The following is a 23144-nucleotide window of genomic DNA, read 5'->3' on the forward strand; positions in this document are numbered from 1 at the left end:
CTTTTTTCTATCTTACTTCTCTAAAGAAACTTCTGCTGTTGTAGAAGTTTTTGCAGATTCCGTTACTTCACGAATTGCATTACGGTCATATGTTAGACGGCTGCCGTCTCCACATTTGATCACGACTTTGCTTTCATCGATTGAATCGACAAAACCATGTAAACCGCCAATCGTGACAATTTTATCACCTTTTTTCAATTCGTTTTGCATTTGAGCAACTGCTTTAGTACGTTTTTGCTGCGGACGAATTAGTAGGAAATAAAATAATACAAACATTAATATTAATGGAATGATTGAACCAAGTCCTTGCATGTTGTTTCCCTCCTTTCACTCTAGCATCTATTAGAAATTTTTCGCGTTCGGTTTGTTAAAACCATAACGTTCAAAAAACTCTTCTCGGAAATCACCAAGCCGGTCCTCTCGGATAGCTTGTCTGACCTTCTCCATCAATCTTAACAGAAAATATAGGTTATGATAAGATGTTAATCTAATTCCGAAGGTTTCATCACATTTAATTAAGTGGCGAATATATGCCCTGCTGTAATTTCGGCATGTGTAGCAATCACAATCTGGATCAAGTGGACCGAAATCCTTTGCAAATTTAGCGTTTTTCACCACTAGCCGACCAGTGCTCGTCATCAATGTTCCATTTCTTGCTATTCGTGTTGGCAGGACACAGTCAAACATATCAATCCCACGAATCGCTCCATCAATCAAGGAATCCGGTGACCCCACGCCCATAAGGTAACGTGGTTTGTCTGAAGGTAATAATGGTGTAGTGAATTCAAGTACGCGATTCATAACGTCTTTAGGTTCACCAACAGAAAGTCCACCAACTGCGTATCCAGGAAAATCAAGCGAAACTAAGTCTTTAGCACTCTGCTTCCTGAGCTCCTCAAACTCTCCACCTTGAACAATTCCAAAAAGGCCTTGATCATTTGGTCTTTGATGAGCATTTAAACAGCGCTCAGCCCAACGAGAGGTTCTCTCTACTGATTTTTGCATGTATTCATAGGTGGCTGGGAACGGCGGACATTCATCAAATGCCATCATAATATCAGAACCAAGGTCATTTTGAATTTCCATTGCTTTTTCCGGTGATAAAAATAATTTTTCACCGCTCATATGGTTACGGAAATGAACACCTTCTTCTTCAATTTTTCGGAATTCACTCAAACTGAAAACCTGAAAGCCGCCAGAATCTGTTAAAATAGCCCGGTCCCAGTTCATAAACTTATGAAGACCGCCAGCTTCCTTAATAATTTCATTCCCCGGACGAAGCCATAAGTGATAGGTATTACTTAAAATAATACCGGCACCCATTTCCTTTAGATCCTCTGGAGACATCGTTTTTACGGTTGCAAGTGTTCCTACCGGCATAAATGCAGGAGTGTCAAAAGAACCATGCGGTGTATGTACCCTTCCTAAACGGGCACCCGTTTGCTTACATGTTTTGATAAATTCATATCTTATTGCAGTCAAATATATTTCTCCTTCCTTTCGGGTTAATCAAAATGATTAACCTAGATGATGAGCATTGCGTCGCCAAAGCTGAAAAAGCGATAGCGTTCATTTACAGCAGTTGTATAGGCATGCAATATATTTTCTCTCCCCGCTAACGCACTAACAAGCATGATCAACGTTGATTTTGGCAAGTGGAAATTCGTAATCATTCCATCAATAGCCTTAAATTCGTACCCAGGATAGATAAAAATATTTGTCCATCCGCTGCTTTCAATAAAGGAACCATTGTTCTCGGAAGCGATGGTTTCAAGTGTCCGGGTCGATGTGGTTCCAACGGTAATAATTCTCCCGCCATTTTGACGCACTTCATTGAGCAATCGTGCTGTTCCTTCCGTAATCATATAAAATTCGGAGTGCATATCATGCTCTAGGACATCATCAACACTTACAGGTCTGAACGTCCCAAGTCCAACATGAAGCGTAATAAACGCAACATGAACCCCTTTTTCTCTCACTTCATTCAGCAGCTCTTCCGTAAAATGAAGCCCAGCTGTTGGGGCAGCGGCAGAACCCGGTTCACGTGCAAACACCGTTTGATACCGGTCTCTGTCTTCAAGCTGTTCTTTAATATAAGGCGGTAATGGCATTTCTCCTAATTGATTCAAAATCTCGTAAAAAATACCTTCATAATGAAACTCCAATACCCGCCCGCCATGCTCAGAGCTTCGTGTACAAACCGCGGTAAGTAATCCATCACCAAAATCAATTTCTGTACCTTCTTTAATACGCTTGGCTGGCTTCACAAGTGTCTCCCATTGATCGCCCTCAAGCTGCTTTAGCAGTAATACTTCAATTTTGGCCCCAGTATCCTTTTTCACACCAAAAAGGCGTGCAGGAAGTACCTTTGTATCGTTTAAGACAAGGCAATCCTCTTCACGCAAATATTCACTAATATTTTTAAAAATTTCATGCTTTATAACGCCTGTTTCCTTATTCACTACCATTAACCTGCTATCCGTCCGGTTTTGAAGCGGAACTTGTGCAATCAGTTCTTCAGGCAAATGAAAATCAAATAAATCTACCTTCATAAAATACATCCCTACTTATCAAAAATTACTGTTTTGGCGGCTCCATGCCGAAATGGCGATAGACTAATTCTGTTACCATTCTACCTCTTGGTGTCCTTTGTAAAAAGCCAATTTGCAGTAAATACGGTTCATAAACATCTTCAATCGTTTCAGATTCTTCTCCTATAGATGCTGCAATCGTATCAAGCCCCACAGGTCCACCTCGGAATCTTTCAATAATTCCTTTAAGGAGCTTATGGTCAATATGGTCTAGGCCGAGTTTGTCTACCTGCAAAAGCTCTAATGACTCCCGAGCCAAGTCGATATCAATTTCACCATTACCTTTTACCTGCGCAAAGTCTCTTACCCTGCGAAGTAAACGGTTGGCAATCCTAGGGGTTCCCCTCGCTCTTCTGGCAATCTCGGAAGCAGACTGTTCGTCTATTTTCGTTTCAAATAAATCTGCTGTTCGTAAAACAATATTTTTCAACTGGTCTTCCTTATAATACTCGAGTCTGCTTAAAACTCCAAATCGATCGCGAAGCGGAGCGGATAAAGAGCCAGCCCTCGTTGTAGCACCGACAAGCGTAAACGGCGGAAGATCCAGTCGTACTGAACGGGCACTTGGTCCTTTTCCAATGACGATATCCAGACAAAAATCCTCCATAGCCGGATAAAGCACCTCTTCAATCTGTCTTGGCAGCCGGTGGATTTCATCAATAAACAAAACGTCACCGGGTTCGAGTGCGGTAAGAATCGCGGCTAAATCACCAGGTCTTTCTATGGCAGGACCTGAGGTTGTCCGGATGTTTACACCCATTTCATTGGCAATAATAACGGCAAGAGTCGTCTTCCCTAATCCAGGAGGCCCGTAAAGCAGAACATGGTCCAATGTTTCCTTGCGGAGTCTTGCCGCCTCAATGAAAATCTCTAGACTTTTTTTCACTTGATCTTGACCAATGTATTGTTTTAACGTTTGCGGCCTGAGGCTTTGCTCTAAGGAGATTTCGCTCTGGTCTGCTTCACTAGAAATAATTCTCTCATTCATGAATAATCACCTTATTTTAAAAGCCGCTGCAGGGCTTTTTTAATATACTGGTCGGTTGACAGCTGTTCTTTTCTTAACTCTGGTGAAATCTTTTTCACTTCTTTGTCAGAGTAGCCAAGGGCTTTTAACGCAAGAACTGCCTCTTCAAAAGCGGTATTAGTCGATTGTTGTGTTGCGAATTTATCGGCATTAAATAAATTCGGGAAATAATCCGGAACAATATCCTGTAATTTTCCTTTTAAATCAAGGATCATTTGTCTTGCTGTTTTCTTGCCGACCCCTGGGAACTTGACTAAGAAGCTCTCATCTTCATTTTCGATAGCTGAAACGACCTGCTGGACCTCACCCGAAGCCAAGATGGCCAGCGCACCCTTTGGTCCAATCCCTGAAACATTTAATAATTTCGTAAACAGCTTTTTTTCTTCTCTAGACTCGAAACCATATAAAGCCATTAGATCCTCACGGACGTAGTGATATGTATAGACAGTAACATTAGTATTCATTTTACCAGAATAAATAAACGGATTCGGCGTTGAAATTTGGAAGCCTATTCCATTATTCTCGATTACAATATACTCAGGACCTACAAACTCAACGGTTCCTTTAATAAATTCGTACACTCGCTTTCTCTCCCTCAGCGTTTCATGTATTCTCCATTCTATCATATAAATTTAAAGGAACAGAAAAAGAAGTCTACGAAGGAAAGAATAAAAATATTCTGTATTTTATCACTCCACTATTTGATTCTTAACTGCAAAAAGAGCCGCTTGGGTTCGGTCTGCTAATTCCAGTTTGGATAAAAGATTAGAAACGTGAGTTTTCACAGTTTTTTCCGTAATGAATAGGGAGGAGGCGATTTCCTTATTGCTCTTTCCTCTAGCAATTTCTCTAAGAACATCCATTTCTCTCTTTGTTAATTCAGAAATTAACTTGTTATCATCTTTCTTGTCTTTATTCGATAAATTGGCAAGCAAATGTGAAGTGGCTTTTGGATGAAGCTGATTTTCACCATTGATGATTTTTTTAATACAGAGGATCAATTCATCAGGCTCGATGTCTTTTAACTGGTAGCCGGAGGCACCTGCTTCTAAGGCTGGAATAACATGATCCTGGTCAGAAAAACTAGTCAGCATCATAATTTTTATTTCCGGCATTTCTGTTTTAATTATTTTCGTTGCTTGTATTCCATCCATCTCCGGCATAATCAGATCCATAAGGATAAGGTCCGGTTTTAATGTTCTTGCTAATTCAACCGCTTCTTTACCATTGCCCGCTTCGCCTATAATTTCAATATCACATTGTGTTTTTAAAAAAAATGCTAATCCCCTTCTGACCACATTATGGTCATCTGCAATCATAATCCGAATCCCCATTGTTACTCCTCCCTAGATTGGAATTTTTATTTTAATCTCCGTTCCGCTTCCCGGTTTACTATTTATTTGAAACGTACCATTTAACGCCTCTGCTCGTGCCTTCATATTCTTTAATCCAAACGATGGCAGTTCAAAACTCTCATCGTAAAAGAAACCACAACCCTGATCTTGAATTTTCATTGTTACAGAATCACTGCTTCTATTTAAATCTAAAGAAACATGTGTTGATTGTGAATGCTTCTTACAATTGCCCAGCGCTTCCTGGCCAATTCTCCACAAAGCTTCCTCTATTTTCTCAGGAAAGCTTGAGATTCCTGTTAGTTTTGCGTAAATACTTAACCCGAGCATCTCAGCATAGCTTTTTAATGCACTAATGATTCCATTTTCAAGTCCCTGCGGTTTTAACTGCCAAATGAGCGCTCTCATTTCACCAAGTGCTTCCTGAGAGAGATCTTGAATATAGGCAAAGGTTTGTTTAACCTCTTCGTTTTCAGTCATTTCTCTTCCTGCCCTTGCAGTCAAACTTAGTGAAAATAGTAATTGGTTAACGGAGTCATGCAAATCCCGTGCGAGTCGATTCCGCTCGGAAATGAGAGCTGTCTCCTGCTCTCTTTGCGTTAAGTTTATTCTTTTTAGAGAGGTTCCTATTTGAAAGGCAACAGCCTCAAGAAGTGCTAGTTCATCTTTTTGAAAATGTGTTTTATAAGGAGACCCGACATTTAATAATCCAAATCGTTCATTCCCAGCTCTTAACGGGACAGTAGCATGATGGGTCAGACCTCCTGTTTCTCCAGCTTTTTCGAAGATTACATTCTCAATTCGCTGACATTCTATAATGTTAACCGCCTTGTTCAATTTACCGTTGTTATACCGACTGACACACCAGCAATCACCCTTACACATTCTTTGATTATCTTGTTGTGCCAATGGTTCAGGTAAAGACTCTTTGGCGGCCAGTTGATGCTGCCCTTTTTCATCTATTAGAAAAATCCATCCTGTTTGCAGTCCGGTTAGGTGTAGAAGTTTTCTTAATACCCCTGCTAAAACAGTCTTGGAATCTACGCCTTCGTTCAAAAGTTCAGCTATTTCCTTTAAAATGCCGATTTCTTCATTTCTAGACATGCTTTCACCCCGCACAATCTCTTAATCTATTGATTAAATCATAGTCGTATAACAAGCATCGTGGCAAGCAAGAAACAGGGAGAAAGCTGATAAATTAATGGTCAGCTTTCTCCCTAATCTGTAAAAATTCAATTATCTCATTGTCAGGCCCTTCATAAAAAACGGTTTCCCAGCCGTTGTTTAGCTTGTAGGGACCTTCTAATGCTGAAATAGCATATTCGTTAAATTTCCTGATTATCTCTTGCAGATTTTCGACTTCTAAACAGATGTGAATACCCTGAGAGGCCTTTTGTTGTCCTCCAGAAATCAGTTCAAGCCTGAATTCATTATTTGCTAAAAAAACAATATTCTCTTCATTAAAGTAAAGTCGATCCGTTTCATGGAGACCCAGATACTTTCGATAGAAAGTTATTGATGTCTCCAAGTCCTTTACTTCAATTGCAAAATGGTGAAAACGCATGGCCAGCCCCCATTATAATATTAGATTCATATCTCCAAACTCATGCCATAGGTATTGCTGTTCAATTGCTTCTTCATAAGCACTCCATAACATATCCTGAGGAACGAACGCAGTAAGCATGTCAAGGTGACTAGCCTTTGGTTCATGGAAACCTGTAATAATTCCATCAACCATTTTCAGTGGGAAACTTTGATTAATATAAAGATTGGTCACACCATTGAGCTCGCCAGTGACTCCTGCACTCTCTAGTGCTCTCACCACGGTTGTTCCCACTGCAATTACCCTTCCACCGGCAGCTTTTGTCATGTGGATTTTTTCAATCGTTTTTTCAGACAGATGATATTCTTCGTAATTATCAGTTGGTGATGGTTCATAATCGTCATCTAATAAATAGCTTAGTCCGGTATGAAGCTGAATAAAATCAAGCTCTATTCCCTTCCGCTGAAGGTTGAATAACAACTCCCAGCTGAAGGCTCTTCCCGCTGATGGCATTTCAACGGAACCAGGCTGGCTTGCAAAAACCGTTTGATAATAATCCAGCTCCCATTTCTTATGGATATATTCGTAGCGAACTGGTTCCCCAAGTGCATAAATACTATTAAATAGGTCTGTTCCTTTTTTTGAGAAAAGAATTGTCTTTAATGGTGATTCTTTTCTTATATCGATGACAACTGCGGTCAGATCTGGCGAAAAATGCAGGATATCACCCAAATTAACCTCATCTGTCACAATTAACACATCCCAAATCTCCTCATTACGCCGTCTTGCCAGCCTAATTTCAACTTCTGAATGGATTTGCTTTGTACTTCTAATCAAACCGGCTTGTAGTATTGCAGGAACAGTTCTACTGTTGTTCATGACAACTAGGTCACCCGGCTTAAGATAATCAGCAAGTTTGAAAAATTGGTCATGCCTAACATTGCCAGTTTGCTTATTTAAAACCATCATTTTCACATGATCTCTTCTTATGCCACGTCTTTCGGGGGGATGTGTAGCATTTAACTCTGAAGGTAAATAGAAATCAAATGCGGTTGCTGCCATTATAATCCCTCCCCTGTAAACTCTTGAGCCTCAAATCTCTGCCCTGTAGTTCCAACTGACTTATCAGAAGCTAAATACAAGAACACGTTGACGACGTCTTCAGGCATTGCAAGTGGATAATCACAGTCAGGAACCGCTAATTGATGCATATCAGTATCCATTTCACCAGGATCAACCATGTTTACCCTAAGGTTCGTTTCGCTAAGCTCATCTGCCCAGGTTTCGGTGAGTCCCTCAACAGCAAATTTAGAAATACCGTATGCGCCCCAGCCTGCATATCCAACATGGCCCGCTTCAGAGGTAACATTAATGATGGAGCCTTGATTACGCTGCAGCATTCCTGGAATCACTCTTCTTGTTACGAGGAATGGCGAGATGGAATTGACCCGTAAGACTTCAGCAAAATCCTCTTCAGGATAGTCGAGCAACAGCGGCATTGGACTTGGCCCGATAATCGAAGCATTGTTTATGAGAACATCAATTTGACCAAATGCTTCCTCCGTCATTGCGACAAACCGTTCCACATCCCTTGTTAGTGAAATATCTGCAGTAACCGCGAGCACCTCCGCACCCAGTGATTCAGCTTCATTTTTCACTTCAATTAACCCTTTCGATGATCGAGCACAGATAGCAAGTCGAGCTCCTTCCTTTGCAAACGCAAGAGATAATGCCCTTCCTAAACCTTTTGATGCACCTGTAATCATAACCACTTTATTTTTCATTATTAATCTCTCCTTTAAGTGTTTAACTTGATGTCTTAAGCTTAAAGGATTTTGGTAATTCCTCCCTCAGAAAAAAGCTTGAACTTTATCTACAACTTTAGGATGAGAAAATTCGTGATGCGGGGTTTCATGAAGTCCAAAATCTTTTGAGGACATGCGAAAACGAGCCTCATGATGCGTTCATGAAGCCCAAATTCTTTCCGGACATGCGAAAATGAGCCTCATAGAGCATTCATGAAGCCCAAAATCGTTTATGACATGGAAGAATAGTCCTCATGACCACTTCCTAATCCAGTTATATAATTATTCTTGCTTCGAATATGGTTTAAAGGTTTCTAGAACTTCTACATACCGGTCTTTTGTTTTTATCGGAATGCCGTGAATTAGCTCTTCTTGTTTTCTGCTTTCAAGCTTCTTTACATCTATCTGAAAAAAGGATTGGATGATTCGTGATCGGTCAGGACGGCCATTAAAAATGGTTAACACGCCATCCTCGGTAATGCCGAAATAACCATTCGCTTTAAGTAATGGCGAAATGTCATCCATTTGTTTTCTAAAAACCATGGTTGTTGCATCCATTTCAACTAACTGCCATTGGTCATACTTAGCCCAAAAGTTTTCAATGGACCAGTAAGAATCATGGACTACTTCCTCACTTATTTCTCCATCAAGATAGATTCTTTCCAAAATAATCGTCAACTGCTGAGGTTCCGTCTTTTGCTGATCTTGATGGTTTTCCACTTTTTCGGCAGAGCCAGTTAACATCATTCCTGGCAGCTTTCCGATAGACATGAAGAGAACAACCGCAACAAAGGCTAAACCAAGCCGATACTGTGTTACCCAATTGAACCTCATGCATAATCACCTCTTAATATTAGAGATTTAATTGAATTTCACTACTAGTTTAGCCTTAATTTCCCTTTTTATCCTTTTTAGAAAAAATCAAAAGAGGCAAAGCCAATTTCCAGCTTTGCCTCTCTTACAACTATCAATTATGCTTACGGCTATTAGGTTCTAATCGCTGGGAATCATTGTTTCTGTTACCATCACGACCAAGTGCTCCATCATCTATTATAACTTGAACTGATTTGCCGTCGACCATAGGCTTAACTGCGTTTTGTATAGCTCTTTTTGTTTCTTCAGCTCGTTTGTTATTGTTTAATTTAACAGAAACCATAACAGAATTACCATACAGAACGGAGCGGATCTCACGAACATTTTCAATGTTGGCTACCTTACTTTTAATTCTTTCAGTTATTCGGTCTTGAGTTTCAGGTTTCGTTGTTGTTTTTGTGTTTCCAAGTCTTTGGTTCGTATGACCATGATAATTCACATCACTGGTGCTAAACTCATTGTCTCTTTGAAAGAAATTATGGTCATGGTTTGCGAGCGGTTTTGTCGGGTTTGGTGGATTTCCGTTTTCATCTCTATCCCGAAACTGCTTTCTGCGCTCTTCATTATTTGCTTGATTTTCAATTCCAAGATTATGGTCCATTAATTCAGTGAACGGACCATCATTATCCCCAGGCATTCCATTGGAGCCATTTTTATGATTTTCATCCGAATAGTATCCCACTGGCTGCCCCATATTTTTGTGATCTTTGTCCATAGCAGCACGGTCATCATTTGCGCAACCTGACAGCCCAACAGCCAGCAGGGCGGACAGAGGAATTATCCACTGTTTCAAATTATACAAACGAAAAACCCCCTCTACGATGCGTGAGCATAAAGAATATGCTCACGGTTAGGTTGTGTGTTTATAGGGGGTTTCATTCTGCCATAATCGACCATGAAAGTTATTTTGTCAGCATTTTTAATGTATCAATGAATTTTTTACGCGCGTAGTACTGACCAACCGTTAAATTCATAATTTGATTATACTTATGTTGTTCTCGATATGACCCTTCACGAATGAGCCGGTTCCATTCACGGAAAATATCTGCAGGATAAGCTAATGCGTACAAAAATGCTTTCTCGTTCAGTAAGGGTTGAAATTGTGAAAAATGAGAAAGTCGTTCAAATGACCAATCTAGACTGGGAAGAATTCGATTAGCATATTGTAAATAATCCAGTGAGGGTGGGCCAATACTAATTAAATCAAAATCAATGAGATGTAATAAACCTTTTGAATCACGTAAGAAATTATGATGGGCAACATCCCCATGAAGAATACAAAAAGGTTCATTAACAAACAGGGAGCGGTCCGTTTCCATCCCATTTAGTGACCAATTTGCCCAATCCACCAGTTCTGCTAAGATTTTGTCATTAATAAAGTATTTTAAAGTTGTTAAATTTGAGGAAAAAATTGTTTCTCTATCTCTCCATTTTTCAATAATGACCCCTTTAGCTATTAACGTTCGATATCGAGTTTCAAAAGACGACGTTACCAGATGGAATTGTTCTAGAAGTTCAAGTCCCTCCTGCCGGTTTTTTTGTGATTGAAAGGAAAAAGGCGTTTTATTCGGTGGAATGTATTCCATACACCCAAAGTATGTCCCCTCGAAAAATAATGGATCTTTGATTTCAGGATGGACAAAAAGATAGGTTTTTGCAAATCCTTCTTTTTTAAGGGTTGAGGTAAAAGCCTCTTGGAGCCGAAGCCGTTTATTCGTATGAAAACCTTTAAGCATATAGGTATTTTTTTCAGTTTTTATTAAGATAACACTTTTTCTAAAAGGCACCATTTCAACGATAGGTTCTTTAAATTGGGAGCGTAAATAAGAGAGGAGACGAATGAAATAATCATCGTCTCCTTTTTGTTTAAAAGTCATACTCATTGCTTTCATCATCGTATCGCATCATTCCGTCCATTGGCCCCATTCCATAAGGGTTCATATACGGAGGCTGCGCTGCATTTGCTGGACCTGTATATGGTGCGCTATAAATAGGAGGTGTTGGCGGCACAAATGGTTGCTGCGGCATTACAAGTGGTTTTGGTCCACCACAGCCACAATCACCACCTGCTCCCATTGGTAATCCCCCTTGAGCAGGATATTGCTGCTGCATCGCTGGCATTTGACCGCCGGCAAAAGGCATTCCCATATCTGGTGATTCAAAATCTTGAGCTCCCATTACTTGAGGTGATGAACCCATTTGTGGGTAACCGTAAGGCATTTGACCATATGGTGCACCCATTCCTGGTTGACCGAAATCTGGCCCCATTGGTCCTCCCATTCCTGGTTGGCCGAAGCCTTGACCCATTGGTCCTCCCATTCCTGGTTGGCCGAAGCCTGGTCCCATTGGTCCTCCCATTCCTGGTTGGCCGAAGTCCTGACCCATTGGTCCTCCCATTCCTGGTTGGCCGAAGCCTTGACCCATTGGTCCTCCCATTCCTGGTTGGCCGAAGCCTTGACCCATTGGTCCTCCCATTCCTTGTTGGCCGAAGCCTTGACCCATTGGTCCTCCCATTCCTGGTTGGCCGAAGCCTTGACCCATTGGTCCTCCCATTCCTGGTTGGCCGAAGCCTTGACCCATTGGTCCTCCCATTCCTGGTTGGCCGAAGCCTGGTCCCATTGGCCCTCCCATTCCTGGTTGGCCGAAGCCCTGACCCATTGGTCCTCCCATTCCTGGTTGGCCGAAGCCTGGTCCCATTGGCCCTCCCATTCCTGGTTGGCCGAAGCCCTGACCCATTGGTCCTCCCATTCCTGGTTGGCCGAAGCCCTGACCCATTGGTCCTCCCATTCCTGGTTGGCCGAAGCCCTGACCTATTGGTCCTCCCATTCCTGGTTGGCCGAAGCCCTGACCCATTGGTCCTCCCATTCCTGGTTGGCCAAAGTCTTGACCCATTGGTCCTCCCATTCCTGGTTGGCCGAAGCCCTGACTTGCTGGAATGTCAGAACTTTCGTCAAACGAAGGCATTTGATCGTCTGCTGGGAATTGATCGAACCCTCCCATTTGACCACCCATTGGCATCTGGTCCATTCCTGGCATTTGACCGCCCATTGGCATTTGGCCCATTCCCGGCATTTGTCCGCCCATTGGCATTTGGCCCATTCCCGGCATTTGTCCGCCCATTGGCATTTGACTCATTCCCGGCATTTGACCGCCCATTGGCATTTGACCCATTCCACTAGGCATTTGACCATAGCCTCCTTGCATTGGGTTTGTCATCGGTAATTGCGGCATAAAAGATGAAGACTCATCATCAAATCCTTGTGGCATATATTGCGCACCCGCAACACCTTGCATTGGTACCATTTGATTAGGTAACATATTAGGTACCTGTGGCATTGCCACTCCTTGAACTTGTGGATATGGCATAAATGAAAATGGTGGACAAGGAGGCGGCGGACACCATTTTGGTGGTGGCGGGCAAAATCCTGATCCTGGCAATACTGGTGTTACAGGTACACAATAATCTTGAGGAATTTGCATCTGCGGCTGCATTTGCGGCTGCTCGAACATTGGAGATTCCTCAGGCATGACTGGGTTTTCTTTTTGTGGTACTTTAACTTCTGGAAGTATGTTTGTTGGTTTAGGAGGCAGCTGAGGCTGTTTTACCTCCATATTGGTCATGTTGTTCAGATAATAGTTATTAATATCGATTTCTGGGATGATTTGCAGGGGCATTTTTGGAGTATAAGGTGTTTTTGGTGCTTCTTTTATTGGTGCTTCTTTAATCGGTGCTTTTATTGGTGCTTCTTTAATCGGTGCTTTAATTGGTGCCTCTTTAATCGGTGCTTTTATTGGTGCTTCTTTAATCTGTGCTTTAATTGGTGCTTCTTTAATCGGTGCTTTAATAGGTGCTTCTTTAATCGGTGCTTTAATAGGTGCTTCTTTAATCGGTGCTTTTATTGGTGCTTCTTTAATTGGTACTTCTTTAATCGGTGCTTTAATTGGTGCTTCCTTTATTGGAACCTCCTTCTTTGGAGCGGTTTTAATCGGCATTTCTTTTGGTTTCTCTTTGGTAAACGGTTGCCCAGCAATCGGCATTTCTTTCTTGGCGCCTAAGTTGATTGTGGCCCCCGGCTTTGTTCCCATAGGCGCTTCTTTTTTTATATTTCCACCTGAAGTTGGGACTTTTATTTTCATACCGGGCATAATCATATCAGGGTTGCTGAGCTGTGAATTCATCTTTTTCAGCTCTTCAAAATTCACGCCGTACTTCTTGGCGATTTTCCAAAGAGTATCCCCTTTCTGTACGATATGGATCTTCACTCTGATTTCCCTCCTATGCATAAGTCCATATATTCTATGTGATGATAGGCAAAGTGCTAACATTCTTCAGAAAAACTTATGCTTTTTTTCCGCAAAATATGAATCAACCCTTCAAATATAAAAATAGATGCAATTTTTAAAAATTGCATCTACCTTATCATTATGCGTTTTGTAACATACGATCAAGCGCTAATTTTGCATTTTCGGCAATTTCCGGAGCTACTTTAATCGTGTTATTTGTATTTTCAAGTGTATCTAAGCTCCAGACTAAATGCGGCAAGTCGATTCGATTCATGGTTAAACAAGGACACATTTGCGGATTTAGGGAGATAATTTTCTTATCAGGATGATTGTTAATTAGACGATTGACGAGATTCATCTCGGTTCCAATCGCCCACTCAGAACCTGACTCCGCTTTTTCAATCGCATGAATAATATAACTTGTTGAACCAGCCATATCAGATAATTCCACGACTTCACGACGGCACTCAGGATGAACAATAATCGTCATGTTCGGATATTGACTGCGTGTATCATGGATATTCCGAACCGTAAAGTTTTCATGGACCGAACAATGCCCTTTCCAAAGAATAACTTTTATTTTTGAAGTATCTCCTTCGTATTCAAGTTTATTGGTAATTGGATTCCAAACAGCCATCTCATCTAAACCAATACCCAAGTCATAAGCGGTATTTCGACCTAAGTGCTGATCCGGTAAAAATAAAATCCGTTCTTTTTGGGTGAACGCCCACTTTACCATTGTCTCTGCATTAGAAGAGGTTACGCACGCACCGCCATGAGCGCCAACAAATGATTTAATCGCAGCCGTAGAGTTAACATAAGTTAATGGAAGAATACTATCACCAAAGACTCCCTGAAGGATTTCCCATGCTTTTTCAGTCTGCTCAAGGTCTGCCATGTCTGCCATTGAGCAGCCTGCACGCATATCTGGGAGAATAACCTTTTGGTTTTCATCTGTTAGAATATCTGCCGTTTCCGCCATGAAATGCACGCCGCAGAAAACAATAAATTCTGCGTCTTTATTTTCAGCTGATAATTGAGCAAGTTTTAAAGAATCACCTGTTGCATCAGCAAACTGGATGACTTCATCTTTTTGATAATGATGTCCTGGAATAAAAAGTTTTGAGCCTAATTTGTTTTTCACTTCGATTACTCTAGCTTCTAACTCTTCCTTTGACATTTGTTTGTATTTTTCAGGAATCATCTTATTTTTTTGCATGGCCGCTAAAATACTCATCTTAATTCCTCCCCTTTGCTCCAGAGAACTTTGACGCTTATATCAAGTGCTTTATAGGAATGTGTTAAGGCTCCTAATGAAATATAGTCAACCCCTGTATCACGATAACCAGCTAAATTGGACAATTGAATACCCCCAGAAGCTTCTGTAATGAAACCTGCTGGAACTAACTTAATTAGTTCTTTAATTTCATCTGGAGTACGATTATCAAACATAATCACATCGGCACCCGCACTGACAGCTTCCTTAACCTGAGCTTCCGTTTCAACTTCGACTTCCACCTTCACCATATGACCAGCTTTTGCACGTACCGTTTCAACTGCATGTGAAATAGAGCCGGCAAAAGAAATATGATTATCTTTAATCATGATTCCATCGTATAAGCCGAAACGATGATTGTAGCCCCCACCCTTGGTAACGGCATACTTTTCAAGCATTCTTAAACCGGGTGTCGTTTTACGGGTATCACATATTTTGGTATGACCACTGTCAAGTGTTGAAACAGCTTCTCGGGTCAGCGTAGCAATTCCACTCATTCTTTGGATTAGGTTAAGAACCACTCTTTCCCCTTTTAGCAAATCAGATATTCTCCCAGAGGCTGTTGCAAGCTTTTGGCCGTATTCAATGTTCTGGCCATCTTTTACAAAGACCTTTGTTTCAATATCATTATTTAAAAGCTTAAAACCCGTTTTAATAATCTCTTCTCCGCAGAATATTCCATTATCCTTTGAAAGAAAAACAATTTCCCCTTTTGTATCATCGGCAAAAATTAAATCGGATGTAATATCCTGTTCCCCAATATCTTCAATAAAAAATTGCTCAAGTAGCGAGCGCAGTTTCAATATGTTCATGGTTTCTCTCCATTTCCTGGCTATTTGTATGAGTAATGGTCCTATTTAACCAATGTAGGTTATCTTCCACTGGGTAATCACTTCGATAATGACCGCCACGGCTTTCTGTTCGCTTCAAAGCAGATTCAGTAATTAAATTCGCTGTGATAAGCATGAAAATCTTTGTCATCTCTTCAAAAGAATAGGCGTCAAGATTATCGATTTGGAGGACATTAAAACGATTTAACCAAGCTTTTTGTTTTTGAAGATTAACAGCTACTCGAACAATTCCAACCCGCTCCATCATACAATCCTTTATTTGCTGGATGTCTGGTAAGATAACTTTTTCTTTTGGAATAAAAGGAGCAGTGTGTACTTTACCATGGACTTCTTCGGATGCTGACTCATTTAACCATGTGGATAACTTTTCTCCCATATATAAACCTTCTAATAAAGAATTACTTGCCAGACGGTTAGCACCGTGCAAACCTGTACAGGCAGCTTCACCGATCGCGTATAATCCATTTATTGAAGTTCGTCCTGTTAAATCTGTTTTGACTCCACCCATTAAAAAATGACTGCCGGGTGCCACCGGAATTCTTCCCTCTGATAACTGAAGTCCATTTTCCTCGCAAATGGAGGTAATCGAAGGAAAACGTTCCTTAAAGTTTTCTATATTACTAATATCTAAATATACATTGCAGCCATTATTAAGATATTCATAGATTTTCTGCGAAACAACATGCCTTGGTGCAAGGTCTTTAAGCGGATGTACACCTTCCATGATTGGGCTGCCGTCATCGGTAACAAGGATGGCACCTTCGCCGCGAACCGCTTCTGAAATTAACCCTTTTGTTTCACCATTAAGATATAGTAGTGTTGGATGGAATTGAATAAACTCCATATCAACAATCTCAGCTCCTGCTCGATAGGCCATTGCGATTCCATCGCCGTTGACTGTTGGGGCATTTGAAGTATAGGTGAATAATTGTCCACAACCGCCCGTTGCTAGAATGGTATTAGTGCTGTAGTAGTACTTTATTGTGCCATCTTGTTCCTTTGCTTTTACACCAATGCAGCGATTCTTGGAATCCATCAATAATTCATATGCAAATACATCCTCATCAATGGTGACATTATCCTTCAGCCTGCTGATAAGAAACTCAACCACGTTTTTACCTGTCGCGTCTCCGCCGCCATGAACAATTCGCTTTTCGCTATGTGCCCCTTCCATCCCTAAAAGCAATTCACCGTTTGGATTTTTATCAAAAACAGATTCTTGTTCAGAAATGAACTTAATTAGCCCAGGTGCAGCATGAATGATTTGTTCGACTGCTCCTTGATGATTGTGATAACTTCCCGCTTCAAGCGTATCAGCAATATGTTTAGCAGGATGATCATGCTCGCCAATAGCCGCAGCAATACCGCCTTGAGCCAGATAAGAATTCGCTGTTCTAACTTTTCCCTTTGTGAGTATCCTCACATTTAAATCCTTATTTAAAAGCGAGGCTAACTGCAGGGCAGCAATCCCACTTCCTAAAATTAATACATCATTATTTGTCATCATATTGCCTCCTGGATTAACAGGTGTCTTGACATCTATATTTACATAGAATTAAACTAAATACAAGAAATTTTTTTAGCGTCAGCTATCCATATTCAAAAATACTAATATTGGAGATTACTATGATATATTTTGATTTTGCTGCCACCACTCCGTTAGAACCTGAAGCTGCAGAGGTGTTTGTACAGGCTTCAACTGAGTATTTTGGGAATTCCAGCTCTCTCCATGATATCGGAGGACAGTCACAGGACTTACTAGAGAATTGCCGTGAAGAACTGGCAAATCTTTTAGGTATTAATAAAAAAGGGCTGTACTTTACAAGTGGTGGTTCTGAGGGGAATTTCCTAGCCATTGAGGCGTTATTATCGGCTCCTAAAAAAACTGGAAAGCACATTATTGCTGGATTGGCTGAGCACTCTTCTATCCATGGAGTTCTCAACAGGCTAGATGGTTACAATATTACCTTTTTACCCCTTAATTCTTCCGGTCTTATTGATGTTGAAGAATTGGAGCGCATCATTACTCCGGAAACCATTTTAGTGACCGTACAGCATGTTAATTCGGAGATTGGAACCATTCAGCCAATTGAAGAAATAGGGCGAATTTGTCTGGAGCATGACATCCATTTTCACAGCGATTTTGTTCAATCTTTTGGTAAAATTAATTTGCGAAATATTCCCCAGCTCGTTAGCAGTTTTTCGTTCTCTGGCCATAAAATTTATGGTCCAAAAGGGGTTGGCGCTGTTTATGTAGACCCAGCTATTTCCTGGAAAGCATTTTTTCCAGGCGGCTCACATGAAAAAGGATTTAGACCAGGAACTTTGAATGTCCCGGGAATTGCAGCGATGACGGCGGCGGCTCAAAAAATAAATGACCAGATGGGGAAGAATCATGATAAATATTTAGAGCTACGAGCTGCTTTTATGGATTCGCTTAAGCCTATTAAGGACTATGTACATGTCCATCAGGCGGAGTCTGTGTCACAATTACCTTCAATAATAGGTTTGCGGATTTCTGGGATAGAGGGCCAATGGATGATGTTAGAATGTAATCGATATGGGTACGCGATTTCAACCGGAAGTGCCTGTCAAATTGGCATGCAGTCTCCAGCTAAAGTGACACAAGCATTAGGATTAAGCCCACAAGAGGCAAAGGAATTTATCCGAATTTCGTTTGGAACTTCAACCAAGAGGGAAGATGTAATTAAGCTTGGAGAAACTATTGTAGGTATCGTAAATAAATTTAAACTATAGAAACTGTGCTAGAATATAGAAATAGGAACACCTAGGAGGTAAATATGGCTGAGCAAAAAAAAATATTAGGCGATGAAAGGAGAGCTTTCATTTTAGAGCTGCTTAAGGACAGTCCTGTGCCGCTTAAAGGAAGTGAGTTAGCAACAAGAACAAATGTAAGCAGACAGGTCATTGTCGGGGATATTACGCTCCTGAAAGCAAAAGAGGAGCCGATCATCGCAACAAGCCAAGGCTATTTGTATTTTAAGCAAAACACAGGCGCACCATTATTCGAACGGACCATCGCCTGCAGGCACATACCAGACGACACGGAAAAAGAGCTGAATTTACTCGTCGATCATGGTGTATTGGTAAAGGATGTAAAAGTTGAACATGCTGTCTACGGAGATTTAACTGCGTCTATTATGGTATCCAATCGCCAAGAGGTCAAACAATTTATGGCTAACATCCAAACGACAAAGGCCTCGTTACTTTCGGAGTTAACAGGAGGCATTCACCTCCATACAATTGCGGCATCCACGGTGCAAACCTTGGACAAAGCTGAAGTTGCTTTGAAAGAAGCTGGCTTTTTAATTGAATACTAAATACGAAAAAGTACCGAGCATATGCCCGGTACTTTAGTTTAATTCAACCATTTTAGATGGGTAGCTTCCTAGTAATGTAACCCCGCAGCCTAGTGCTTCAAGCTCTGCCATTGCGCCTGGTATCAATACCTCGTCCAGCTTCATTTCCAAATCAATAATGAAAAAATAATTACCTATTCCAGTTTTCATCGGTCTTGATTCAATCTTAGACAGGTTTATTTTTCTCCAAGCAAAAGCAGATAGAACCATATGCAGCGTTCCGGCTTTATCGGTTGGAAGTGTGACCATCAGGGTTGTTTTGTAATGGGATGAACCGCTAAGCTCCTCAAAATCCAGCCCCTTTTCTGATAAAACGAAAAAGCGGGTATGGTTATGATCAAAGTCATGAATATTACGTTGTACAATCGACAATCCATATTCTTCTGCAGCCAATTCATTTGCTATGGCGGCAACATTCAATTCAGGGTGGTCCATCACCATTTTCGCTGCAGCAGCCGTGGAACTGATGCTCTCATGAGGAGTGCCGTGAAACTGAGTATGTAAAAATTTATGGCATTGGGCAATCGCATGTGAGTGACTGTACACCTTCTGAACATTCTGCCAATTTTCTCGATTATCAGGGTGCACCATTAAATGTTGCTTGATCGGAATGGTAATTTCTCCAACAATCGGCAATTGAACCACATGGGTTAAGTAATCTATTGTTATATTTACTGTTCCTTCGAGGGTATTTTCAATTGGAACAACCGCAAGGTCTACTTTTTCACTGACAACTGCATCCATGGATTCAGGAATCGTTCGATACGGTTCAAGTTCAAATCCACGAAAAACCTTCTTCACTGCTAATTCAGTGAAAGTTGCCTTTGGTCCTAAAAAACCAATTTTCATGATTTCTCACACTCCCTAACAAAAATCTCTCTTGAGCTGCTATTCTTTATGCACCTGTTCCAAGCACTTCTACTTTTTCTACAAATTCAAGCTTGCGTAATTCCGAGAGCAGCTCATCTATATCCGTAGAAATATCGGTGGTGTTTAGCGAAAGTGTAACATTTGCTCTTCCTTGCAGCGGTATAGTTTGATGGATCGTCAACACATTGCAGCCAGAAGAAGCAACTACACCCAGCAGCTTAGACAATGTTCCTGAACGATCTTCGAGATGGAAAAACAGTGTTACTAATCGTTCCTTTACCACTGTTGAAAAAGGAAATACAGTATCCCTGTATTTGTAATAGGCACTTCTGCTTAAGTCCACCTGTTGAACCGCATCCCAAATAGACTCTGCCTTGCCCCTCTCCAGCATTTCTTTTACATCAAGTGTTTTCTTCATGGCTTCAGGCAAGACGTCTTCTCTTATTAAATAAAATTTCTTATCAAATTTTTCATTTTTCATCTCTATACCCCACCTGATCCAAAAGCCTAAGCGCCCATTTGAGACGTACCTGGGCGCTTCAGCTAGAATTCCCCAAATTCCTTTTATTCCCTATTCAACAAATTCAAATTCGAATTCTAATAATTTAACAGTATCCCCATCTTTTGCACCTTTTTTCCTTAAGGCCTCGTCTACCCCTAGACCACGAAGCTGTCTTGAAAAACGGCGAACAGATTCTTCTGTTTGGAAATTGGTCATCTTAAACAGTTTTTCAACTTTTTCACCTGAAATTACAAACGCTCCATCTGGTTCTCTTGTAATATAGAAGGCCTCAGGATCTGCCTCATGCTTGTAAAGAACTCGATTAACACCTGTATCTTCTTCTTCATGATCAAGAGGAAATTCTGGAGTTTGCTCGATTTTGTCTGCAATTGCAAATAATAGCTCTCTCAAGCCTTTTCTTGAAAGCGCAGAGATCGGGAAGATCGGGAAATCCTCTTCAAGCTGCTCTTTAAACTTTTTCAGATTCTCTTCCGCATCCGGCATGTCCATTTTATTGGCAACAATAATTTGTGGACGCTCGGTTAAGCGGAGATTATATTCTTCTAACTCTTTATTGATGGTTAGATAATCCTCATAAGGATCGCGGCCTTCTATTGCAGCCATATCAATGACATGAACGATTACTCGTGTCCGTTCTATATGCCTTAAGAATTGATGGCCAAGTCCAACACCTTCACTTGCACCTTCAATCAGCCCTGGAAGGTCTGCCATTACAAAACTTCTGTTATCTTCTGTTTCAACCATTCCTAGGTTTGGAACAATCGTAGTGAAATGATACTCAGCGATTTTTGGCTTTGCTGAAGAAACGACTGATAATAAAGTTGATTTTCCAACACTAGGGAATCCAACAAGTCCAACGTCAGCAAGCAGCTTTAATTCCAGAATAACATCTCGTTCTTGGCCTGGTTCGCCATTTTCAGCAAGCTCTGGCGCAGGATTTGAAGGTGTCGCGAAACGGGAATTTCCTCTTCCACCTCGTCCACCTTTAGCAATAACGGCACGTTGACCATTCTCAACAAGATCGGCAATGACCTCTTTTGTTTCTGCATCCATAACGACTGTGCCTGGTGGTACCTTAACAATCATATCCTTCGCATTTTTACCGTGCTGATTTTTGGACATGCCATGCTCACCACGCGGGGCTTTCCAATGGCGTTGATAACGGAAATCCATTAACGTACGCAAACCCTCATTTACTTCAAAAACAACATTGGCACCTTTACCACCGTCTCCGCCAGCAGGTCCGCCCATTGGTACATATTTTTCACGGCGAAACGCGACCATTCCATTACCGCCGTCTCCACCTTTTACGTATATCTTCGTTTGATCGACAAACATGTGAATCCTCCTGATTTGACTGATAAACGAATGGAATACAAGCTTATACCATCGACATAAAGACTTCTAAACCCAATTCGTTTTCTGAGAATTCCTTAACTACACACTGTATTTCAGAGGAGTTCAGGAATTGTTCAATCAGTTCTTTTTTTATTATTATTCCGCTAAAATCAAAAAAGAAACGAACTCCTTCTGATTGCGGTTGAATTGTTATTGATAAATGATTTTCCTGAAATGCCTCAATCGCTTGATCTAAGCAAATAAAGAAGGACTTTGTCCAATTTGACAGAATTTCATCATTTGTTTTCACAGCTTGAAAGTCAGTAAGGACCTCATATTCTAGCTGAAACAAATGATTTTCCCAATTTGATTTTAAGAGCAAGGAAGAAAACCTTGGCAAGTGAAAATTAGAGAGGTTTGACTCATGCTGTGCCTCAATTACAATTTCATTTATATATGCTTTTGCCCGGTCAATTCTATTTAAATCCAAGTTGCCTTTGATTAACTGCAGCCTATTCAGCCAATCATGCCGTGAGTGCCGCAGCACTTCAACGATATCCCATTCTTTGTCCATAATCGCACTCCTAGCTAGGGTCTCGTAAAACTATTTGATGTTAGTATATCAAAAAAGTTCACATGAGTAAGCAATTTTGCGTGAATGTTTTCCAATTGAGGTATTATGAGGCTTTTCCTTGGAGGTCAAATTAGAGTTTATTATTGGATATTTTTTCCTATATAGTTAAAAAAGAAAACTCTAACCAATCAGGTTAGAGTTTTCGCTGAAAGCTTACGCTTCTTGAGCTACTGGATAAACGCTCACTTTTTTACGGTCACGACCAAAACGTTCGAATTTCACAACGCCGTCGATTTTTGCAAAAAGAGTGTCGTCTCCGCCACGGCCTACGTTTTCACCTGGGTAAATCTTTGTACCGCGTTGACGGTAAAGGATTGAACCACCAGATACGAATTGACCATCTGCACGCTTAGCGCCAAGGCGTTTTGCTTGAGAGTCACGACCGTTTCTAGTCGAACCTACTCCCTTTTTAGATGCAAACAACTGAAGATCTAATTTTAATAACATTTATTCCACCTCCTACTTTTTGAAGGTAATTTTTATGTGCTTCCCGTACTCTTCTTCAATCGTCCGTAGTGAAACGATCATACCTTCTAGAAGGAGTTGTACTTTCTCATTTATGTCTTCCGTAAGTTTTTCTGGAACAACACAGCGGAGAAAGCCATCTCCATGCTCAATCTCTGGAGTGACACCAGTTAAGGCGTGCACCGCATTGATTGCGCCGACGGATACTGCGGATGCGCCTGCACAGACGATATCCTTTCCCCGGTCAGCGAAAAATGCATGACCACTTATCTCAAATGATTGAATCGATTCGGATTCAGTACGATTAATTGTAATAGATATCATCTATTGAC

Annotated in this window: 25 protein-coding genes; 2 read left to right on the forward strand and 23 right to left on the reverse strand. The window is 41.0% G+C overall.

Annotated elements, in window-relative coordinates; genetic code table 11:
• Positions 1-12 precede the first annotated feature (12 nt).
• The 17 genes from yajC to nadB all read right to left on the reverse strand — a co-directional run bounded on the left by yajC (position 13) and on the right by nadB (position 17109).
• Positions 13-312, reverse strand: a complete 300-nt coding sequence (yajC, locus tag QNH48_RS23205) for a preprotein translocase subunit YajC (protein ID WP_095250052.1) — start codon at positions 310-312, stop codon at positions 13-15.
• A gap of 30 nt (positions 313-342) precedes the next feature.
• Entirely contained in the window at positions 343-1482 is a 1140-nt protein-coding gene (gene tgt / locus QNH48_RS23210; protein WP_283952175.1) for a tRNA guanosine(34) transglycosylase Tgt, read from the reverse strand.
• 41 nt (positions 1483-1523) lie between these two features.
• Positions 1524-2552 carry a tRNA preQ1(34) S-adenosylmethionine ribosyltransferase-isomerase QueA gene (gene queA / locus QNH48_RS23215; RefSeq protein ID WP_283952176.1) on the reverse strand — a complete coding sequence of 343 codons (1029 nt, stop codon included), beginning with the start codon at positions 2550-2552 and terminating at the stop codon, positions 1524-1526.
• A 25-nt stretch (positions 2553-2577) separates the two neighbouring features.
• Positions 2578-3579, reverse strand: coding sequence for a Holliday junction branch migration DNA helicase RuvB (gene ruvB / locus QNH48_RS23220; protein ID WP_283952177.1), 1002 nt, complete (start codon positions 3577-3579; stop codon positions 2578-2580).
• 11 nt (positions 3580-3590) lie between these two features.
• Positions 3591-4199, reverse strand: coding sequence for a Holliday junction branch migration protein RuvA (gene ruvA, locus QNH48_RS23225; RefSeq protein WP_095250048.1), 609 nt, complete (start codon positions 4197-4199; stop codon positions 3591-3593).
• A 108-nt stretch (positions 4200-4307) separates the two neighbouring features.
• Entirely contained in the window at positions 4308-4952 is a 645-nt protein-coding gene (locus tag QNH48_RS23230; protein WP_283952178.1) for a response regulator, read from the reverse strand.
• A gap of 12 nt (positions 4953-4964) precedes the next feature.
• Positions 4965-6074, reverse strand: coding sequence for a GAF domain-containing sensor histidine kinase (locus tag QNH48_RS23235; protein ID WP_283952179.1), 1110 nt, complete (start codon positions 6072-6074; stop codon positions 4965-4967).
• A gap of 94 nt (positions 6075-6168) precedes the next feature.
• Positions 6169-6534: a VOC family protein gene (locus QNH48_RS23240; protein ID WP_283952180.1), complete on the reverse strand. Its 366-nt coding sequence runs from the start codon at positions 6532-6534 to the stop codon at positions 6169-6171.
• A 12-nt stretch (positions 6535-6546) separates the two neighbouring features.
• On the reverse strand, positions 6547-7575 hold the full coding sequence (locus QNH48_RS23245) for an S-adenosylmethionine:tRNA ribosyltransferase-isomerase (RefSeq protein ID WP_283952181.1): 1029 nt from the start codon (positions 7573-7575) through the stop codon (positions 6547-6549).
• Positions 7575-8297 carry an SDR family oxidoreductase gene (locus tag QNH48_RS23250; RefSeq protein WP_283952182.1) on the reverse strand — a complete coding sequence of 241 codons (723 nt, stop codon included), beginning with the start codon at positions 8295-8297 and terminating at the stop codon, positions 7575-7577. The genes QNH48_RS23245 and QNH48_RS23250 overlap by 1 nt, the downstream gene beginning before the upstream one ends.
• Positions 8298-8600: 303 nt before the next feature.
• Complete coding sequence (locus QNH48_RS23255; RefSeq protein ID WP_283952183.1) at positions 8601-9152, reverse strand: intercompartmental signaling factor BofC; 552 nt, start codon at positions 9150-9152, stop codon at positions 8601-8603.
• Positions 9153-9285: 133 nt separating this feature from the next.
• Positions 9286-9993: a YhcN/YlaJ family sporulation lipoprotein gene (locus QNH48_RS23260; RefSeq protein WP_283952184.1), complete on the reverse strand. Its 708-nt coding sequence runs from the start codon at positions 9991-9993 to the stop codon at positions 9286-9288.
• 100 nt (positions 9994-10093) lie between these two features.
• The gene (locus tag QNH48_RS23265) at positions 10094-11086 is read right to left on the reverse strand and encodes a phosphotransferase (RefSeq protein ID WP_283952185.1); all 993 of its coding nucleotides are present in this window, start codon (positions 11084-11086) and stop codon (positions 10094-10096) included.
• The gene (gene safA, locus QNH48_RS23270) at positions 11058-13454 is read right to left on the reverse strand and encodes a SafA/ExsA family spore coat assembly protein (RefSeq protein ID WP_283952186.1); all 2397 of its coding nucleotides are present in this window, start codon (positions 13452-13454) and stop codon (positions 11058-11060) included. The genes QNH48_RS23265 and safA overlap by 29 nt, the downstream gene beginning before the upstream one ends.
• Positions 13455-13614: 160 nt before the next feature.
• Positions 13615-14712, reverse strand: a complete 1098-nt coding sequence (nadA, locus tag QNH48_RS23275; protein ID WP_283952187.1) for a quinolinate synthase NadA — start codon at positions 14710-14712, stop codon at positions 13615-13617.
• The gene (nadC, locus tag QNH48_RS23280; protein WP_283952188.1) at positions 14709-15563 is read right to left on the reverse strand and encodes a carboxylating nicotinate-nucleotide diphosphorylase; all 855 of its coding nucleotides are present in this window, start codon (positions 15561-15563) and stop codon (positions 14709-14711) included. The genes nadA and nadC overlap by 4 nt, the downstream gene beginning before the upstream one ends.
• On the reverse strand, positions 15532-17109 hold the full coding sequence (gene nadB, locus QNH48_RS23285) for an L-aspartate oxidase (protein WP_349655102.1): 1578 nt from the start codon (positions 17107-17109) through the stop codon (positions 15532-15534). The genes nadC and nadB overlap by 32 nt, the downstream gene beginning before the upstream one ends.
• Before the next feature lie 119 nt (positions 17110-17228).
• Here nadB and QNH48_RS23290 point away from each other — a divergent pair, with 119 nt between their 5' ends.
• Both QNH48_RS23290 and QNH48_RS23295 read left to right on the forward strand, forming a co-directional pair.
• Complete coding sequence (locus QNH48_RS23290; protein WP_283952189.1) at positions 17229-18359, forward strand: IscS subfamily cysteine desulfurase; 1131 nt, start codon at positions 17229-17231, stop codon at positions 18357-18359.
• A gap of 44 nt (positions 18360-18403) precedes the next feature.
• On the forward strand, positions 18404-18943 hold the full coding sequence (locus QNH48_RS23295) for a transcription repressor NadR (protein ID WP_283952190.1): 540 nt from the start codon (positions 18404-18406) through the stop codon (positions 18941-18943).
• Positions 18944-18976: 33 nt separating this feature from the next.
• Here QNH48_RS23295 and pheA read toward each other — a convergent pair whose 3' ends face one another.
• The 6 genes from pheA to QNH48_RS23325 all read right to left on the reverse strand — a co-directional run bounded on the left by pheA (position 18977) and on the right by QNH48_RS23325 (position 23136).
• Positions 18977-19831 (reverse strand): prephenate dehydratase, encoded by an 855-nt coding sequence (gene pheA / locus QNH48_RS23300; RefSeq protein WP_283952191.1) that lies wholly within the window; start codon positions 19829-19831, stop codon positions 18977-18979.
• Positions 19832-19877: 46 nt separating this feature from the next.
• Positions 19878-20333, reverse strand: coding sequence for an ACT domain-containing protein (locus QNH48_RS23305; protein WP_095248781.1), 456 nt, complete (start codon positions 20331-20333; stop codon positions 19878-19880).
• A 90-nt stretch (positions 20334-20423) separates the two neighbouring features.
• The gene (obgE, locus tag QNH48_RS23310; protein WP_095248782.1) at positions 20424-21713 is read right to left on the reverse strand and encodes a GTPase ObgE; all 1290 of its coding nucleotides are present in this window, start codon (positions 21711-21713) and stop codon (positions 20424-20426) included.
• Between the two features lie 43 nt (positions 21714-21756).
• Positions 21757-22287, reverse strand: coding sequence for a sporulation initiation phosphotransferase B (locus QNH48_RS23315; protein ID WP_283952192.1), 531 nt, complete (start codon positions 22285-22287; stop codon positions 21757-21759).
• A gap of 213 nt (positions 22288-22500) precedes the next feature.
• A complete protein-coding gene (gene rpmA / locus QNH48_RS23320) occupies positions 22501-22794 on the reverse strand; it encodes a 50S ribosomal protein L27 (protein ID WP_095248784.1) in 294 nt (97 codons plus the stop codon).
• Positions 22795-22806: 12 nt separating this feature from the next.
• Positions 22807-23136 (reverse strand): ribosomal-processing cysteine protease Prp, encoded by a 330-nt coding sequence (locus tag QNH48_RS23325; protein ID WP_095248785.1) that lies wholly within the window; start codon positions 23134-23136, stop codon positions 22807-22809.
• Positions 23137-23144 lie beyond the last annotated feature (8 nt).

The sequence above is a fragment of the Neobacillus sp. YX16 genome (assembly GCF_030123505.1).
GTDB lineage: Bacteria > Bacillota > Bacilli > Bacillales > Cytobacillaceae > Neobacillus.

Excerpts from the sequence above, each read along its gene's own strand:
- nadB (WP_349655102.1), bottom strand. The coding sequence starts at position 17,109 with ATGATGACAAATAATGATGTATTAATTTTAGGAAGTGGGATTGCTGCC.
- nadC (WP_283952188.1), bottom strand. The coding sequence starts at position 15,563 with ATGAACATATTGAAACTGCGCTCGCTACTTGAGCAATTTTTTATTGAA.
- QNH48_RS23240 (WP_283952180.1), bottom strand. The coding sequence starts at position 6,534 with ATGCGTTTTCACCATTTTGCAATTGAAGTAAAGGACTTGGAGACATCA.
- QNH48_RS23250 (WP_283952182.1), bottom strand. The coding sequence starts at position 8,297 with ATGAAAAATAAAGTGGTTATGATTACAGGTGCATCAAAAGGTTTAGGA.
- yajC (WP_095250052.1), bottom strand. The coding sequence starts at position 312 with ATGCAAGGACTTGGTTCAATCATTCCATTAATATTAATGTTTGTATTA.
- queA (WP_283952176.1), bottom strand. The coding sequence starts at position 2,552 with ATGAAGGTAGATTTATTTGATTTTCATTTGCCTGAAGAACTGATTGCA.
- QNH48_RS23235 (WP_283952179.1), bottom strand. The coding sequence starts at position 6,074 with ATGTCTAGAAATGAAGAAATCGGCATTTTAAAGGAAATAGCTGAACTT.
- QNH48_RS23290 (WP_283952189.1), top strand. The coding sequence starts at position 17,229 with ATGATATATTTTGATTTTGCTGCCACCACTCCGTTAGAACCTGAAGCT.
- QNH48_RS23265 (WP_283952185.1), bottom strand. The coding sequence starts at position 11,086 with ATGATGAAAGCAATGAGTATGACTTTTAAACAAAAAGGAGACGATGAT.
- QNH48_RS23255 (WP_283952183.1), bottom strand. The coding sequence starts at position 9,152 with ATGAGGTTCAATTGGGTAACACAGTATCGGCTTGGTTTAGCCTTTGTT.
- QNH48_RS23295 (WP_283952190.1), top strand. The coding sequence starts at position 18,404 with ATGGCTGAGCAAAAAAAAATATTAGGCGATGAAAGGAGAGCTTTCATT.
- pheA (WP_283952191.1), bottom strand. The coding sequence starts at position 19,831 with ATGAAAATTGGTTTTTTAGGACCAAAGGCAACTTTCACTGAATTAGCA.
- QNH48_RS23315 (WP_283952192.1), bottom strand. The coding sequence starts at position 22,287 with ATGGACAAAGAATGGGATATCGTTGAAGTGCTGCGGCACTCACGGCAT.
- ruvB (WP_283952177.1), bottom strand. The coding sequence starts at position 3,579 with ATGAATGAGAGAATTATTTCTAGTGAAGCAGACCAGAGCGAAATCTCC.
- nadA (WP_283952187.1), bottom strand. The coding sequence starts at position 14,712 with ATGAGTATTTTAGCGGCCATGCAAAAAAATAAGATGATTCCTGAAAAA.
- QNH48_RS23245 (WP_283952181.1), bottom strand. The coding sequence starts at position 7,575 with ATGGCAGCAACCGCATTTGATTTCTATTTACCTTCAGAGTTAAATGCT.
- QNH48_RS23325 (WP_095248785.1), bottom strand. The coding sequence starts at position 23,136 with ATGATATCTATTACAATTAATCGTACTGAATCCGAATCGATTCAATCA.
- QNH48_RS23230 (WP_283952178.1), bottom strand. The coding sequence starts at position 4,952 with ATGGGGATTCGGATTATGATTGCAGATGACCATAATGTGGTCAGAAGG.
- QNH48_RS23305 (WP_095248781.1), bottom strand. The coding sequence starts at position 20,333 with ATGAAAAATGAAAAATTTGATAAGAAATTTTATTTAATAAGAGAAGAC.
- obgE (WP_095248782.1), bottom strand. The coding sequence starts at position 21,713 with ATGTTTGTCGATCAAACGAAGATATACGTAAAAGGTGGAGACGGCGGT.
- rpmA (WP_095248784.1), bottom strand. The coding sequence starts at position 22,794 with ATGTTATTAAAATTAGATCTTCAGTTGTTTGCATCTAAAAAGGGAGTA.